This window comes from Flavobacterium sp. W1B, from assembly GCF_047344965.1.
Classification (GTDB): domain Bacteria; phylum Bacteroidota; class Bacteroidia; order Flavobacteriales; family Flavobacteriaceae; genus Flavobacterium.
Genome location: NZ_CP178845.1, coordinates 1,656,093 through 1,672,795, shown reverse-complemented (window position 1 = coordinate 1,672,795; position 16,703 = coordinate 1,656,093). Strand labels below are relative to the sequence as shown.

General features: G+C 38.3%; 7 protein-coding genes, 2 tRNA genes and 2 rRNA genes. 4 read left to right on the top strand and 7 right to left on the bottom strand.

Annotated features, from left to right (window positions below; genetic code table 11):
- Positions 1–9: 9 nt before the first annotated feature.
- From ACMDB5_RS07275 to ACMDB5_RS07260, 4 genes are all read right to left on the bottom strand, one after another.
- Positions 10–2,893 (bottom strand): 23S ribosomal RNA (locus ACMDB5_RS07275).
- 178 nt (positions 2,894–3,071) lie between these two features.
- Positions 3,072–3,145 (bottom strand) — tRNA-Ala (locus tag ACMDB5_RS07270).
- A gap of 108 nt (positions 3,146–3,253) precedes the next feature.
- Positions 3,254–3,327, bottom strand: a tRNA-Ile gene (locus ACMDB5_RS07265).
- 124 nt (positions 3,328–3,451) lie between these two features.
- Positions 3,452–4,965, bottom strand: a 16S ribosomal RNA gene (locus ACMDB5_RS07260).
- Together the 16S and 23S rRNA genes with 2 tRNA genes alongside form the textbook arrangement of a ribosomal RNA operon.
- Positions 4,966–5,971: 1,006 nt before the next feature.
- Between ACMDB5_RS07260 and thrS the strand changes: the two genes are divergently transcribed.
- From thrS to rplT, 4 genes are all read left to right on the top strand, one after another.
- Positions 5,972–7,918 (top strand): threonine--tRNA ligase, encoded by a 1,947-nt coding sequence (gene thrS, locus ACMDB5_RS07255; RefSeq protein ID WP_414000334.1) that lies wholly within the window; start codon positions 5,972–5,974, stop codon positions 7,916–7,918.
- A 16-nt stretch (positions 7,919–7,934) separates the two neighbouring features.
- On the top strand, positions 7,935–8,492 hold the full coding sequence (gene infC / locus ACMDB5_RS07250; RefSeq protein WP_414000369.1) for a translation initiation factor IF-3: 558 nt from the start codon (positions 7,935–7,937) through the stop codon (positions 8,490–8,492).
- A gap of 133 nt (positions 8,493–8,625) precedes the next feature.
- Complete coding sequence (gene rpmI / locus ACMDB5_RS07245) at positions 8,626–8,823, top strand: 50S ribosomal protein L35 (protein WP_022827375.1); 198 nt, start codon at positions 8,626–8,628, stop codon at positions 8,821–8,823.
- Between the two features lie 101 nt (positions 8,824–8,924).
- Positions 8,925–9,269 carry a 50S ribosomal protein L20 gene (gene rplT, locus ACMDB5_RS07240; protein WP_414000333.1) on the top strand — a complete coding sequence of 115 codons (345 nt, stop codon included), beginning with the start codon at positions 8,925–8,927 and terminating at the stop codon, positions 9,267–9,269.
- A 296-nt stretch (positions 9,270–9,565) separates the two neighbouring features.
- Here rplT and ACMDB5_RS07235 read toward each other — a convergent pair whose 3' ends face one another.
- The 3 genes from ACMDB5_RS07235 to ACMDB5_RS07225 form a co-directional block, all read right to left on the bottom strand.
- Positions 9,566–11,248: a beta-N-acetylhexosaminidase gene (locus ACMDB5_RS07235; protein ID WP_414000332.1), complete on the bottom strand. Its 1,683-nt coding sequence runs from the start codon at positions 11,246–11,248 to the stop codon at positions 9,566–9,568.
- 327 nt (positions 11,249–11,575) lie between these two features.
- The gene (locus tag ACMDB5_RS07230) at positions 11,576–13,252 is read right to left on the bottom strand and encodes a RagB/SusD family nutrient uptake outer membrane protein (protein ID WP_414000331.1); all 1,677 of its coding nucleotides are present in this window, start codon (positions 13,250–13,252) and stop codon (positions 11,576–11,578) included.
- 19 nt (positions 13,253–13,271) lie between these two features.
- Positions 13,272–16,601, bottom strand: a complete 3,330-nt coding sequence (locus tag ACMDB5_RS07225) for a SusC/RagA family TonB-linked outer membrane protein (RefSeq protein ID WP_414000330.1) — start codon at positions 16,599–16,601, stop codon at positions 13,272–13,274.
- Between the last annotated feature and the right edge of the window lie 102 nt (positions 16,602–16,703).

Sequence of the window (16,703 nt, the reverse complement as noted above, 5' to 3'; positions counted from 1 at the left end):
GGAAAAGGTGTACATAAGCTTACGGATTATTAGTACTACTCGACTATGACATTACTGCCTTTACATCTATAGCCTATCAACGTGGTCATCTCCCACGATCCTTAAAAGAAATCTCATCTTGTGGTGGGTTTCGCGCTTATATGCTTTCAGCGCTTATCCCTTCCAAACGTAGCTACTCTGCGGTGCCACTGGCGTGACAACAGATACACTAGAGGTTTGTCCAATTCGGTCCTCTCGTACTAGAATCAGATCCACTCAAATTTCTTGCGCCCACAGTAGATAGAGACCGAACTGTCTCACGACGTTCTGAACCCAGCTCGCGTGCCACTTTAATGGGCGAACAGCCCAACCCTTGGGACCTTCTCCAGCCCCAGGATGTGACGAGCCGACATCGAGGTGCCAAACCCCCCCGTCGATATGAGCTCTTGGGGGAGATCAGCCTGTTATCCCCGGCGTACCTTTTATCCTTTGAGCGATGGCCCTTCCATGCGGAACCACCGGATCACTATGCTCTACTTTCGTACCTGATCGACCTGTATGTCTCTCAGTCAAGCTCCCTTATGCCATTGCACTCTACGCACGGTTACCAAGCGTACTGAGGGAACCTTTAGAAGCCTCCGTTACTCTTTTGGAGGCGACCACCCCAGTCAAACTACCCACCAAGCAATGTCCCCCGCAAAACGGGGTTAGGCCTCAGATAAACAAAGGGTTGTATTTCAACAATGACTCCACAACGCCTAGCGACGCCACTTCACAGTCTCCAACCTATCCTACACATCATTTATCCAAGGTCAATACTAAGCTATAGTAAAGGTGCACAGGGTCTTTTCGTCCCACTGCGGGTAAACGGCATCTTCACCGTTACTACAATTTCACCGAGCTCATGGCTGAGACAGTGTCCAGATCGTTACACCATTCGTGCAGGTCGGAACTTACCCGACAAGGAATTTCGCTACCTTAGGACCGTTATAGTTACGGCCGCCGTTTACTGGGGCTTCAATTCAATGCTTCTCCGAAGATAACATCTCCTCTTAACCTTCCAGCACCGGGCAGGTGTCAGGCCCTATACTTCATCTTACGATTTTGCAGAGCCCTGTGTTTTTGATAAACAGTCGCCTGGACCTCTTCACTGCGGCCAGCATTGCTGCTGGCGACCCTTCTCCCGAAGTTACGGGTCTATTTTGCCTAATTCCTTAGCCATGAATCTCTCGAGCACCTTAGAATTCTCATCTCGACTACCTGTGTCGGTTTGCGGTACGGGTACTATTAACCTGAAGTTTAGAGGTTTTTCTTGGAAGCCCTTAGGTGCACTATCTCTTTGTCCGAAGACGCCGAGTACTATCGTATTTCCCCAAAACCCGTGGATTTGCCTGCGGGTCTTATAGGTAGGTACTTCAACGAACTATTCCGTCAGTTCGCGGCACTTTCATCACTCCGTCACCCCATCACAGTTAACAGTAGTACGGGAATATTAACCCGTTGTCCATCGACTGTCCCTTTCGGGTTCGCCTTAGGTCCCGACTAACCCACAGCTGATTAGCATAGCTGTGGAAACCTTAGTCTTTCGGTGTGCGGGTTTCTCGCCCGCATTATCGTTACTTATGCCTACATTTTCTTTTCTAACCAGTCCAGCATACCTTACGATACACCTTCTACCCTGTTAGAATGCTCCCCTACCACTTAGAGTAAACTCTAAATCCATAGCTTCGGTAATATACTTATGCCCGATTATTATCCATGCTCGTCCGCTCGACTAGTGAGCTGTTACGCACTCTTTAAATGAATGGCTGCTTCCAAGCCAACATCCTAGCTGTCTGGGCAGACAAACCTCGTTCTTTCAACTTAGTATATATTTGGGGACCTTAGCTGATGGTCTGGGTTCTTTCCCTCTCGGACTTGGACCTTAGCACCCAAGCCCTCACTGTTATGAAACATTATATAGCATTCGGAGTTTGTCAGGAATTGGTAGGCGGTGAAGCCCCCGCATCCAATCAGTAGCTCTACCTCTATATAACTTTACGCATAACGCTGCACCTAAATGCATTTCGGGGAGTACGAGCTATTTCCGAGTTTGATTGGCCTTTCACCCCTACCCACAGATCATCCCAAGACTTTTCAACGTCAACGGGTTCGGTCCTCCACTGTGTGTTACCACAGCTTCAACCTGTCCATGGGTAGATCACACGGTTTCGCGTCTAACACTACTGACTAAAGCGCCCTATTCAGACTCGCTTTCGCTACGGATCCGTGGCTTAACCACTTATCCTTGCCAGCAACGTTAACTCGTAGGCTCATTATGCAAAAGGCACGCCGTCACCCCACGAAAGGGCTCCGACCGCTTGTAAGCGTATGGTTTCAGGATCTATTTCACTCCGTTATTCACGGTTCTTTTCACCTTTCCCTCACGGTACTGGTTCACTATCGGTCTCTCAGGAGTATTTAGCCTTAGCGGATGGTCCCGCCAAATTCAGACAGGGTTTCACGTGCCCCGCCCTACTCAGGATACCACTATCCTTTACACTCGTTACCTATACAGGACTATCACCCTCTTTGGTTCTACTTTCCAGTAGATTCTAGTTCCTTGTGCAAGAAATGTCGTGGTCCTACAACCCCAACATTGCCGTAACAACATTGGTTTGGGCTAATCCGCGTTCGCTCGCCACTACTTACGGAATCACTTTTGTTTTCTTCTCCTCCGCCTACTTAGATGTTTCAGTTCAGCGGGTTTGCCCACCTATCGGTGTACTATGTCTTCAACATAGTGGGTTGCCCCATTCAGGTATCTACGGATCAATCGGTGTGTGCCCGTCCCCGTAGCTTTTCGCAGCTTATCACGCCTTTCATCGCCTCTGAGAGCCAAGGCATCCCCCATACGCCCTTATTTTGCTTATTGTACCAATCTTAAATTTAATTAAGACCGTTTTTGTTTGTCTTTTACTATAAATAGTAAAAAACGCTTTCTACTTTTTAATATTTTTCTTATCTCAATATGTCAATGAACGGTTATCTGTGGATTTATGGATTCGTGATTCGAATAAACGAATGACCAAAAAACCAAATCAACTGATTTGTGGAGAATAACGGAGTCGAACCGTTGACCTCCTGCGTGCAAGGCAGGCGCTCTAGCCAGCTGAGCTAATCCCCCAATACAGTTGGCAGTGTTCAGTATTCAGTTTTCAGTAACTTTACTTTACATCCAAATGAGTTGTGAATTGCTAACTCTAGATTCTTCTTTGTATTTAAGTGTAAATAGTTGTCTCGGACAGACTCGAACTGTCGACCCCTACATTATCAGTGTAGTACTCTAACCAGCTGAGCTACGAGACACTCTTATTCTTAAATTGTATTATTTGAACTAACAGCAAGAGTAATAAATTCTTTAGATATTTTTCCAATATCTCTTTTCGTCTTCTTTCTTGAAAGTGTATTGCTACTAACATTCAAGCTCTAGAAAGGAGGTGTTCCAGCCGCACCTTCCGGTACGGCTACCTTGTTACGACTTAGCCCTAGTTACCAGTTTTACCCTAGGCAGCTCCTTGCGGTCACCGACTTCAGGCACCCCCAGCTTCCATGGCTTGACGGGCGGTGTGTACAAGGCCCGGGAACGTATTCACCGGATCATGGCTGATATCCGATTACTAGCGATTCCAGCTTCACGGAGTCGAGTTGCAGACTCCGATCCGAACTGTGACCGGTTTTATAGATTCGCTCCTGGTCACCCAGTGGCTGCTCTCTGTACCGGCCATTGTAGCACGTGTGTAGCCCAAGGCGTAAGGGCCGTGATGATTTGACGTCATCCCCACCTTCCTCACAGTTTGCACTGGCAGTCTCGTTAGAGTTCCCGACATGACTCGCTGGCAACTAACAACAGGGGTTGCGCTCGTTATAGGACTTAACCTGACACCTCACGGCACGAGCTGACGACAACCATGCAGCACCTTGTAAATTGTCTTGCGAAAAGTCTGTTTCCAAACCGGTCAATCTACATTTAAGCCTTGGTAAGGTTCCTCGCGTATCATCGAATTAAACCACATGCTCCACCGCTTGTGCGGGCCCCCGTCAATTCCTTTGAGTTTCATTCTTGCGAACGTACTCCCCAGGTGGGATACTTATCACTTTCGCTTAGCCACTGAGATTGCTCCCAACAGCTAGTATCCATCGTTTACGGCGTGGACTACCAGGGTATCTAATCCTGTTCGCTACCCACGCTTTCGTCCATCAGCGTCAATATATTAGTAGTAACCTGCCTTCGCAATTGGTATTCCATGTAATCTCTAAGCATTTCACCGCTACACTACATATTCTAGTTACTTCCTAATAATTCAAGTTTAGCAGTATCAATGGCCGTTCCACCGTTGAGCGATGGGCTTTCACCACTGACTTACTAAACCGCCTACGGACCCTTTAAACCCAATGATTCCGGATAACGCTTGGATCCTCCGTATTACCGCGGCTGCTGGCACGGAGTTAGCCGATCCTTATTCTTACGATACCGTCAAGCTCCTTCACGAAGGAGTGTTTCTTCTCGTACAAAAGCAGTTTACAATCCATAGGACCGTCATCCTGCACGCGGCATGGCTGGATCAGGCTTGCGCCCATTGTCCAATATTCCTCACTGCTGCCTCCCGTAGGAGTCTGGTCCGTGTCTCAGTACCAGTGTGGGGGATCTCCCTCTCAGGACCCCTACCCATCGTAGCCTTGGTAAGCCGTTACCTTACCAACTAGCTAATGGGACGCATGCTCATCTTTCACCGTTGTGACTTTAATTATAAAATGATGCCATCCTATAATACTATGAGGTATTAATCCAAATTTCTCTGGGCTATCCCTCTGTGAAAGGTAGATTGCATACGCGTTACGCACCCGTGCGCCGGTCTCTAATTCCGAAGAACTATACCCCTCGACTTGCATGTGTTAAGCCTGCCGCTAGCGTTCATCCTGAGCCAGGATCAAACTCTTCATCGTATATTATGCGAGAACCATAAATGATTCTCTGTTTTTATTCGACTGAAGATCTATCGGTTTTTTCAAATCTATCGATTCTATTACTCTTATTCTTTTGTTTTAAGATCTCTCTTAAAACGGCTGTCAATTCAATATGTCTAGGAACGTGTCTTATCGTTTTTTCGTCTCGTTCTTCACATCTAAATGTGTTTCTCGAAGCGGGTGCAAAAGTACAACTTCTTTTTAATCTCGCAAGAAAAATTTAAAGTTTTTTTGAAGCTTTAAAACTTCGTTTTCTTTATTCTCTCTTACCAATCTCTCAAAGAACTTTGCGTATTTTGCGGGGTGCAAAGATAACAAGCAAATTCAAATCTCACAAGCTTTTTTTGAGTTTTATTTTAGAAAACTAAATCCCTAAATCAAATAATCGCTGTCAGTGTTTTAATGAACGTTTGTCGCTGTTGCGGGTGCAAAAGTAGAACCTTTATACCGTTATACAAGCTTTTTAAACACCTTTTTTTTAACTTTTATTAACTTTAATTTTAAATCACTGAAAACCCGAACTTTGGAATTAAAAGTTTTTTTAGCGTTTCACGGATTACAACCTTATTATGTTGCTAGGCGGCGAAAACACAGCTCCAACAAGGCTTTTTAACAATCAACACTACCTTATAATAAGGATAGGGATTATAAGTATTGATTCAAATTAAGAGGACTTAATTCTGTTTTCAACAACCAACGAAGACATTCAGAACCCGAACTGAGAACATTTCCTCCCTAAAACCACTTCCCTAGCACCGATAGCAACCAAAATCCCAAACACTATTACACAAATCAAAGCATCCAGCATCGATGTTTCGGGATCGAGAACAAGAAATACCCCCCAAAAACAAATCAAACACACCTTATCATTACAATATTAAAGTCAAAACATCTTTTTTACACCTATTAATACATAACAAACCTTAACATTCTATTGTATGTATTTTTGTAATGCCATATATTTGCAATCTTAAATTAACAAACAATGATTAAGATTACTTTGCCCGATGGGTCAGTTAAAGAGTTTGCGCCAGACGTAACTCCGATGGATGTTGCTAAAAGCATTAGCGAGGGATTTGCCAGAAATGTAATTTCGGCTTCTTTTAATGGTACAACCATTGAAACGACCACGCCTTTAACAACGGACGGTAGCCTTATATTATATACATGGAATGATGAAGGCGGAAAGAAAGCCTTTTGGCACTCTACCTCACACGTCATGGCACAGGTTCTTGAAGAAATGTATCCTGGTATCAAATTAACACTTGGACCTGCAATTTCTAATGGATTCTATTATGATGTAGATTTTGAAGATCAAAAGATCACAGAAGCTGATTTTAAAAAAATAGAAGATCGTGTTCTTGAAATTTCAAGAGGAAAACATGAATTTAAATTACGCCCTGTTACAAAAGCAGAAGCACTAGAACTATACAAGGACAATGTTTACAAAACAGAATTGATTTCGAACCTTGAAGACGGAACAATTACTTTTTGTGATCATGATACTTTTACCGACTTATGTCGCGGCGGACATATTCCTAATACCGGAATTATCAAAGCCATGAAAGTTATGAGCGTTGCAGGCGCCTACTGGAGAGGAGACGAAAAAAACAAACAGTTAACTCGTGTTTACGGAACTTCATTTCCGAAACAAAAAGACTTAACCGAATATCTTGCTTTACTTGAAGAAGCAAAACGTCGTGATCACAGAAAATTAGGCAAAGAATTAGAACTGTTTGCTTTTTCACAAAAAGTAGGTCAAGGCTTACCATTATGGCTACCCAAAGGAGCTGCATTGAGAGAACGTCTAGAGCAGTTTTTGAAAAAAGCACAGAAAAAAGCAGGTTACGAACAAGTAGCTACTCCACATATTGGTCAAAAAGAATTATATGTAACTTCTGGTCATTATGCAAAATACGGAGCCGACAGTTTTCAACCGATAAGCACTCCAGCCGAAGGCGAAGAGTTTTTATTAAAACCAATGAACTGCCCTCATCACTGTGAAATTTACAATGTAAGACCTTGGTCTTACAAAGACCTACCAAAACGTTATGCTGAATTTGGAACTGTTTACAGATACGAACAAAGTGGCGAATTACACGGTTTAACGCGCGTTCGTGGCTTCACTCAAGATGACGCACATATTTTCTGTACACCAGAACAATTGGACGAAGAGTTCAAAAAAGTAATCGACTTAGTATTATATGTTTTTGGTTCGTTAGGTTTTGAAAACTTTACTGCCCAAATCTCATTAAGAGACAAAGAAAACAGAGACAAATACATAGGAAGCGACGAAAACTGGGAGAAAGCTGAAAATGCAATTATCAACGCTGCAGCCGACAAAGGACTAAATACCGTTGTTGAATATGGCGAAGCTGCTTTCTATGGTCCGAAGTTAGATTTCATGGTAAAAGACGCCTTAGGAAGACAATGGCAATTAGGCACAATTCAGGTAGATTACAACCTGCCAGAACGCTTTGAACTAACCTATAAAGGATCTGACAATGAATTACATAGACCTGTAATGATTCACAGAGCACCTTTTGGTTCTATGGAGCGTTTTATTGCTATACTATTGGAACACACAGCAGGAAATTTCCCACTCTGGCTAATGCCAGAACAGGCTATAATATTGTCTTTGAGCGAGAAATATGAAAAATATGCCAAAAAAGTTTTAGATTTGCTAGAAAATCACGAAATTCGCGCCCTCATTGACAACCGAAATGAGACGATAGGCAAGAAAATTAGAGATGCTGAAATGCAAAAAACCCCATTCATGTTGATTGTAGGGGAGGAAGAAGAAAAAAACGGGACAATCTCAATCCGTCGCCACGGACAGGAAGGAAAAGGGAATATCAGCATTACAATAGAAGAATTTGCTTCGATAGTAAACGAAGAGATCAACAAGACATTAAAAGTATTTACAGTTTAACTTAAATTATAAAGTCATAGCAATTAGAAGCAACAGAGGTTATCAACCTCGCGTAGAAAAAAAGGATGCACACAGAATAAACAATCTTATTCGTGGTGTACAAGAAGTACGACTTGTAGGTGAAAATATTGAGCCAGGAGTTTTTAAACTTTCGGAGGCTTTAAGATTAGCTGATCAATTTGAATTAGATCTAGTTGAGATTTCGCCTAATGCAGAGCCGCCAGTTTGTAAGATCATGGATTACAAGAAATTTGTTTACGAACAAAAGAAACGTGACAAAGTCCTTAAAGCGAAATCTACACAGGTAACTGTTAAAGAAATCCGTTTTGGCCCTCAAACAGATGAGCATGACTATGAGTTTAAAAGAAAGAACGCTGAAAAATTCCTGAAAGAAGGTGCTAAATTAAAAGCATTTGTATTCTTTAAAGGTCGTTCTATCATTTATAAAGACCAAGGTCAAATCTTATTATTGAGATTAGCTACAGACTTGGAAGAATTTGGAAAAGTGGAAGCGATGCCAATTCTAGAAGGAAAGAGAATGATTATGTTCATTGCTCCGAAGAAGAAAAAATAATTATTTGCAATAAGCAGTAAGCAATAAGCAATAAGCAAATATGTTAGTAAACTTTTGCATAAAGCCTAAAGCTTAAAGCCTAGAGCTTTTGAAGATATAAGTAAGTAAGAATAAATTAAAACACTAGGAAAAAATGCCTAAAATGAAAACCAAATCTAGCGCCAAGAAACGTTTTAAAGTTACTGGTTCTGGAAAGATTAAAAGAAAGCATGCTTTTAAAAGTCACATCTTGACTAAAAAATCTAAAAAACGTAAATTAGCTTTGACTCACTCAGCGCTAGTTCACAAAACAGATATGAAAAGCATCAAACAACAATTAAGAATTATCTAATAATTCTTTAGGTTAAAACAATTTAAAAATAACCTTGGAGTATGGCCATTAAGTTCTCTTGATTTAATTCGGGACGCCTGCTACAAAAAAACAATAAAATTATGCCAAGAGCGGTAAATTCAGTTGCTAAAAGAGCAAGAAGAAAAAAAATAATGAAGCAAGCCAAAGGTTTCTTTGGTAGACGTAAAAACGTTTGGACAGTTGCTAAGAATGCGGTAGAGAAAGCAATGTGCTACGCTTACCGTGACAGAAAAGTGAACAAAAGAAATTTCCGTTCTTTATGGATTCAACGTATCAACGCTGGAGCTAGATTAGAAGGAATGTCTTATTCACAATTCATGGGTAAAGTAAAAGCTAACGGAATCGAATTGAACAGAAAAGTTCTTGCAGATTTAGCTATGAACCACCCAGAAGCTTTCAAAGCAGTACTTAATAAAGTAAAATAAACGTTTTATCAACTCAATTTAGATTACTTACTTATATAAAATCCCCGATCGAAAGATTGGGGATTTTTTTTATACTGACCTTATCAAAAGTATACCTTGTTAAAAACAAATCGAAAACCCACTGATTCATCCCTATTCAATTACCTTTGAATTGTTTTGATTTATGTAAAAATTAATAAAGCGAAATTCGCTAAGGCGAATCATTTCAAACTATCTTTTCTGCAAAAGGCAAAAAAAATGCCCTCACAAAAAAATTGTGAGGGCATTCTACTATAATAATTAGTTCAAATGTTAATTTACATTTTTACTTTATTTTCATTTTTTGGCAACACTACGTCTAAGGCATTATTCTCTTTAAAATAATTAGCTCCCCACATATCGTAACGTTTTTTCTGAGTTTCAATTTTACTTTGAAAAGCTGACCAGTTTTTAGTTTTCTTTGGCGACCATAATACTTCACTTAATGCGCTTAAACGTGGAAAAATCATATATTCTACTTTAGCAGGATTTTCCATATATTCGGTCCAAACATTTCCTTGAGCTCCCAGCACGTATTTTGCTTGTTCTGCATTTAATTCCTTAGGAATAGGCTCGTAGCTATAAATTTTTTCCAAAGAAGTTAAACCTCCAATAGTAACTTCTTTATCATTCTTGGTTTGTGAATGATCTAAATACACATGACTTCCTGGAGTCATAATCACTTGATGATTTTCTTTAGCAGCAGCAATTCCACCTGCTTCCCCTCTCCAACTCATCACGATTGCATTTGGCGCAAGCCCACCTTCAAGGATTTCATCCCAACCAATTAATGTTCTGCCATTTTTATTAATGTATTTCTCCATACGCTGAATAAAATAGCTTTGCAATTCATGTTCGTCTTTTAGACCTTTTTCTTTGATTAATTGCTGACAGAACTCACTTCTTTTCCAAGCATCTTTAGGTGATTCATCACCACCAACATGGATATATTTTGAAGGGAATAAAGCCATCACCTCATCAAGAACATCTTCTAGAAATTTGAAAGTATATTCCGTTGGAGCATAAACATCGGTAAAAACACCCCAAGTTTCCTGAACCAGCTTCACTCTTCCGTTTGCCAATTCCTGTTTACTTTTTTCAGAAATTTTTCCTTCAGGGATAACTGTTTTCTCATCTGGAAAACAACTCAACATAGGATAAGCTGCAATTGCAGCACTACTATGACCAGGCATTTCGATTTCTGGAATCACGGTAATAAAACGATCCGAAGCATATTTTACAATTTCCTTTACTTCTTCTTGGGTATAAAAACCACCCTCAGGCGTATTATCATTTCCCGTTCCTGGATATCTACCTACAATACTTCCGTTCCTTTTAGATCCTATTTCTGTCAGTTTTGGATACTTTTTAATTTCAATTCTCCAACCTTGATCCTCGGTTAAATGCCAATGAAAATAATTTAGTTTGTGTAACGCTAGGTAATCAATGTATTTTTTTACGAAAGAAACTGGGAAAAAATGACGTGCCACATCTAGCATAGCTCCTCTATAAACAAAACGAGGCTCATCTTTTACATCAACAGCAGCGATTGTTAAAGCATTACTTTTTTCTACAGGAAGTAATTGTATCAAAGTTTGCATCCCATAAAAAGTACCAATAGCAGAATTACCTTCTATTACCACCCCTTTACTGTCACTTTTTAAACTATAGCCTTCTCCTTTTAAACCTACATTATTTTTTAGGCTATTGAATTTGATGTAATTTTTTGAAGCTTTTTTAACTATCGGCAATTTAAATCCATAATAATCGGATAGATACCCATTCAAAAAAGCAGCAGTAGCATCATCACTTGCATTCGAAACTACCAAACTCGTTTTTGGACTAATTACAAAACTCCCTGCATTTCTAGTGACTTGCACTGGTTGAGGAATAATATTTACTTCCTGAGCAAAGGACATTACACTACATAAGAGAAGTGAAAATAGAAATGATCTTACCATATTTTTCGTTTTTTACTATTATTGTTTTTATTATTATAATTTTATTCTTGAAATAGTTTCATTTTACAAGCCGAAAATAAAACATAATAAATAAACCACACAACAGTACCTACCAGTTTGTTAGCCAAATTAACATAACATAAAATTACATTTGTTTAAAAATAATGAAATTAAAGGCAAGCTCAGAAAAAAAATTAACCAAACTTGAAAAAATAAAATCATTCAAAATTTAGCAGAAAATTCAAACTAATTCACTTTTAGTAATTAATTAAAAAGGCGCCAATTACAAATGTAAATGACGCCTTTTATGAAGTATTCTAAAAAAATTTAATATCCTTTTGCAGCTTGAAATTGCTTTAAAAATGGATTGTGATCCAAAGCACTTTGAGGGTAAGGCATTCTTTCGAATTTATTTTCCCAAGTACGTTCTTGAACTTTGTTATTAGTGATATCGTAAGTTGTTTTCATAACAACATTTGCAATATTCCAACGACGAATATCTTGAAAACGTTGTCCTTCACCTGCTAATTCGATACGTCTTTCATTGCGTATTACTTGACGAAGTTTTTCTTTAGTATTATAAACAGTCTCATCAATTGCTGGCATGCCTGCACGATCTCTAATATCATTTAATGCGCTGAAAATAGATGAATCTGGTCCTGATACTTCATTTTTAGCTTCAGCATAAGTAAGTAAAACTTCAGCATAACGGATAATTTGGAAATCCTGTCCACCATCCCATTCAGTAATTGTGAAAGCAGGATCAACTAATTTTCTAAAATTATAACCTGTTTTACTATTATTATTCCCCCCTTTACCCCAAGTAAATTTATAACCTGAGTTGTAACGATCCCAAGGATTTGATGGAAATAAAATACTAGCATATAAACGAGTATCTCTATTTTTAAATTCATCAAAATACGCTGAATTAGGAGTTCCATTGTTATAATTTGCAGCACGTTGCGTAGCTGTAGGTGGAGTAAACGAATTTCCGTTTTTATCCCAGTATGCATCAACTAAATCAGTAGTTGGAGTGATAGAACTCCAGCCACCCAAATCTGAACATGGTAATAAGGTATTTAAACCATTTCCATATTCATATGAGGAATTATCTATGTTTTGTGCGGCAAGAATAACTTCTTTGCTATTTTCATTTACTGCCCAAAATTGTTGCTCATAACTTGCTAATCCTTTGTAGAATTTTACTTCTTCTGTAGCATTTGCAAAAGTCACAAAGTTAGAATAATCGTCTTGTGTATCTTTACTTGTTAGAGCGGTAACTCTGAACAATTGATACCCCATTCCCATTATATGCTCAGCACTAGCAGCAGCTTCTGCCCATTTACCATATTGCAATTCTACTCTAGCTTTGATTGCCCATGCAGCACCAGTAGTAATACGACCAGTTTCATTATTTGTTCCACCTGCATAATTTGCTGGTAATTGATCTGCTACACTTGTTAATTCTGACAATACAAATGCAATTACATCAGCTTCAGAAGAAGGCTCGATTGCAGTTTCCATAGGATCTACGTAGGCATTTTTAATCAATGGTACAGCTCCAAAGTTTCTAGCTAATTCAAAATAAGTCATCGCTCTTAACACTTTTGCTTCAGCAATAAATCTAGTTTTCAAACTTTCGGCCATAGGAGTCTTACCTACGTTGTCTAAAAAGTAATTGTATTGACGGATTGCTGTATATCTTGACTTATAACCACGATCTAATGAGGCATTAATATTACCCGCACTAATTGCTGTTGAAGGTCCTTCCCAAGCATATTGACAAAAGGCATTGTCAGTAGCACCATCATCATAAACATTAGAATAACTTCCTTCTAAATAAGCATAACAGCCTGTTAAAGCCAAACGGGCTTCTTTTTCAGAAGTCCAAAATGAACCACTTGAGATTTGATCTTGGGGCAGCTTTTCTAGCGAAGAATCTGTACATCCTGTAAGGACAGCTATTGCTAAAATAGCAACAATTTTATATGATATAAATTTCATGAAATTAAATTTAAAATTATTATAGAGATACGTTTAACCCTAAAGAAAAAGTTTTAAGTTGAGGATAAGACCCTCTTGATGAAGCAGTTTCTGGATCAAAATCCTTCATTCTTTTATCACCTCTTATTGTAAAAGGATTATTACTAGATGCATACACCCTGATTCCGTGAACATTAATTTTAGAAGTCAAAGATTCTGGGAAATTATATCCAACTGATAATGATTTAACTCTAAAATAAGCTGCATTAAATAACCAAAAGCTTGATTGTCTAGCGTTATTCGTATTATCTGCTGAGCTTAATAAACGAGGATATGAAGCATTCGGATTTGGATTCTCTGGTGTCCATCTGTCTAACATGTACTCTTTAACACCCGCACCATTAAAAAAGGCTTGAGATCCCTCATCATTAAGATATACTTTGATATCAGCAACTCCTTGCCCTAATATAGAAAAATCAAAATTCTTATAATTACCAGTAATATTTAAACCATAAGTAATATAAGGTACATCGGCTCCCATCACTACCCTGTCATCACCATCAATCTTATGATCGCCATTTTGATCTTTGTATTTAATATCACCTGCTTTTGTATTATTTGCTTGAAAAGCATGAGCAGCAACTTCATCATTAGTAACAAATAATCCATCAGCTTCTAACATATAAAAAGATCCAATAGGTTGTCCTACACGGTTAATCCAGTTTCCACTGATTTGATCCCCTTGACCACCTAAATCAACAACTTTATTCCAAATTCTGCTTAAGTTTCCTCCTACTGAGAAATTAAAGTCACCAATATGGTTGTTGTGTGTCAAAGACAATTCAATACCTTTATTTTGCACTTTAGCTAAATTTACTGAAGGTCTTAATGAACCATCTAAACCAGCTTCATCCGGCAATGATGGATTTGTCAACAAAATTCCATTAGTCATTCTTTCGAATGCATCTAACTGTAAATTAAATTTGTTTTTCCACAAACCTAAGTCTAAACCAATATTAGTCATATTCACTTTTTCCCAAGAAAGTTCTGGGTTCGCTAGTTTCCCTAAGAAAACTCCATCTTGTTTTCCTTGATCTAAAATAGCACCAACACCCGTTCTTAATCCATCATAGAAATCGTAATTCCCAACATTACTTACACTTCCAAGTTTACCCCAAGAACCACGAATTTTCAATTCTGAAACCCAATCCACTGATTCCATAAATTCCTCTTGAGAAATACGCCAAGCTCCAGAAAAAGAAGGAAAAACTCCTTGTCTATGTCCTGGTGCAAATCTTGAAGATTCATCAACTCTTAAACTAGATTCGAATAAATATCTATCGTTATAACTATAATTAAAACGTCCAAAAACAGATTTAAAAGCATTCTCAGCAATACCTGATTTCTTCGGATCTATGGTAGTATTTAAAGGATCTGACGAACCTGCATTAATAGATCCTAAACTATTATTAACAAATGACTTGCGAATAACACCAATAGATCTGTCTTTGTTATCTTCAAAAGAGCTACCTACTAAAATTTTACCATAATGATTTCCTATTGTTTTTTCATAACTAGCAACAAGTTGGGCTAATAAGTTCCCTGAAGTACTCCAATTCTCAGTAAGACTATTAGGACTAACCCCTGTACCACTAATTGGGTTGCCTGTATTGAAGTTTATAATTGGCACAACCTCATTTATAAAAGTACTGTTGAAACTATTGTAATAATTATAAGAGAACTGTCCTGTAATATCAAGTCCTTCTATTGGAGTAAAAGTAGCATTAACAGAACCTAAAAAACGATTGGTATTGTATTCACTTCTACCGCCCTCTTCTAAGGCACGCATTGGATTTACTTTAGCTAAAGTACCATCTATTTTACCCCCATTTATACTTCCCCAATTTCCATTGGATTGTTTTAATACCATTAAAGGCACCATTCTATTTAGATCTACAAAACTGAAATTACCTTTATCATTGTTAAAACCATCACGAATGAAAGAGATGTTAGTTCCAATTTTGAATTTTTCAGTTACTTTAGAATCTACGTTAGAACGGAAAGAATAACGACCAAGATCTTTTCCAGGAACAAGTGAGTTTTGTTTAAAAATAGATCCACTCAAGAAATAACGGGTATCACCACCTCCAGAAATATTTACTTGATGTTCTGTCATTGGAGCAGAAGCTCTCAAAACTTCTCCGTACCAATCTGTATCAGGGAAAAAATCCAAATCCGATTTGTCTTTTATTTTTTGAAGTTCAGCTGGAGAATATAATAATGACTTTCCAGCATTAGTTGCAGCTTCATTACGCAAAGTAGCATAATCATAAGCACCTAACCATTTTGGTAACACGATAGCTGACTGAGAAGCATAGTAAGTATTATAATTGATTGCCATTTTCCCTTCTTTCCCTTTTTTAGTGGTTACAAGGATAACCCCATAAGCAGCACGAGATCCATAAATCGCAGAAGCAGAAGCATCTTTTAATACCGAAATGCTTTCAACATCATTAGGATTTATTCTTGAAAAATCACCAGAACTTACAGGCACACCATCAACAACATACAAAGCTTCAGAAGCACCTAAGTTTCCTCTTCCTCTAATATTAATAGATCCCATATCACTCCCAACATCTCCAGGTCGTCCAAGTATATTAACACCCGGAACTGAACCTTGTAAAGCATTGGTCAAAGAAGTTACAGGGCGATTAGCCAATGTTTTAGTATTAACAGTATTTACTGCACCGGAAAGATTAACTTTCTTTTGTTTACCGTAACCTACAACAACAACTTCTTCCAGTTTCTGCCCATCTTGTTTTAAAGTAATACGAAGCGGAGTACTTTTTATCGCTACTTCTTGATCATCAAGCCCCATAAAAGAAACGATTAATGTACTCGCATTATCAGGCACTTCAATAGTAAAAGTACCATCAATATTAGTCTGGGTTGAAATAGTTGTTCCTTTCACAACAATGTTTGCCCCTGGTAAGGTTTCTCCATTTTGATCAAAAACAGTACCTGTGATTTTTTTTTGTACAAATAAAGAACTTGTGTTCTCTTTTAATTTTTCTGCCTTAGAAATAAAGAAATTAGTTTTTTCTTTAGTAGACAAATCTGTTGCCTTTTTAGAAATTTCAGTTGCTGAAGCTGGCAAAGCAAAACTTAGCAGCGAAATACCCGCAAATTGAACCACTTTTTGTGAAAGCCTATTCAGCCTTACATTTAGGGGTTTGTTTAGTACATTCATACTCTTGTATTGGTTTTGATTAATAATGAATTTGTTTTTTTCTTCTTTTACTCTTTCGTAGAAAGGAAAACGACTAACAATACTTCCGGTATCTGTGATTTTTTTAATTAAAAAAAGCATAAAATTGGCTGAGTCGCTTTATCATATATATTTTATAAAAAGGGATAATTTTCAGGTCTGTGACATATTCTATATGAACTTCAAAAATGAAAAATCACATGA

Coding starts and splice junctions, on each gene's coding strand:
- ACMDB5_RS07225 (WP_414000330.1), bottom strand. CDS start 16,601: ATGCTTTTTTTAATTAAAAAAATCACAGATACCGGAAGTATTGTTAGT.
- ACMDB5_RS07230 (WP_414000331.1), bottom strand. CDS start 13,252: ATGAAATTTATATCATATAAAATTGTTGCTATTTTAGCAATAGCTGTC.
- rplT (WP_414000333.1), top strand. CDS start 8,925: ATGCCAAGAGCGGTAAATTCAGTTGCTAAAAGAGCAAGAAGAAAAAAA.
- thrS (WP_414000334.1), top strand. CDS start 5,972: ATGATTAAGATTACTTTGCCCGATGGGTCAGTTAAAGAGTTTGCGCCA.
- rpmI (WP_022827375.1), top strand. CDS start 8,626: ATGCCTAAAATGAAAACCAAATCTAGCGCCAAGAAACGTTTTAAAGTT.
- ACMDB5_RS07235 (WP_414000332.1), bottom strand. CDS start 11,248: ATGGTAAGATCATTTCTATTTTCACTTCTCTTATGTAGTGTAATGTCC.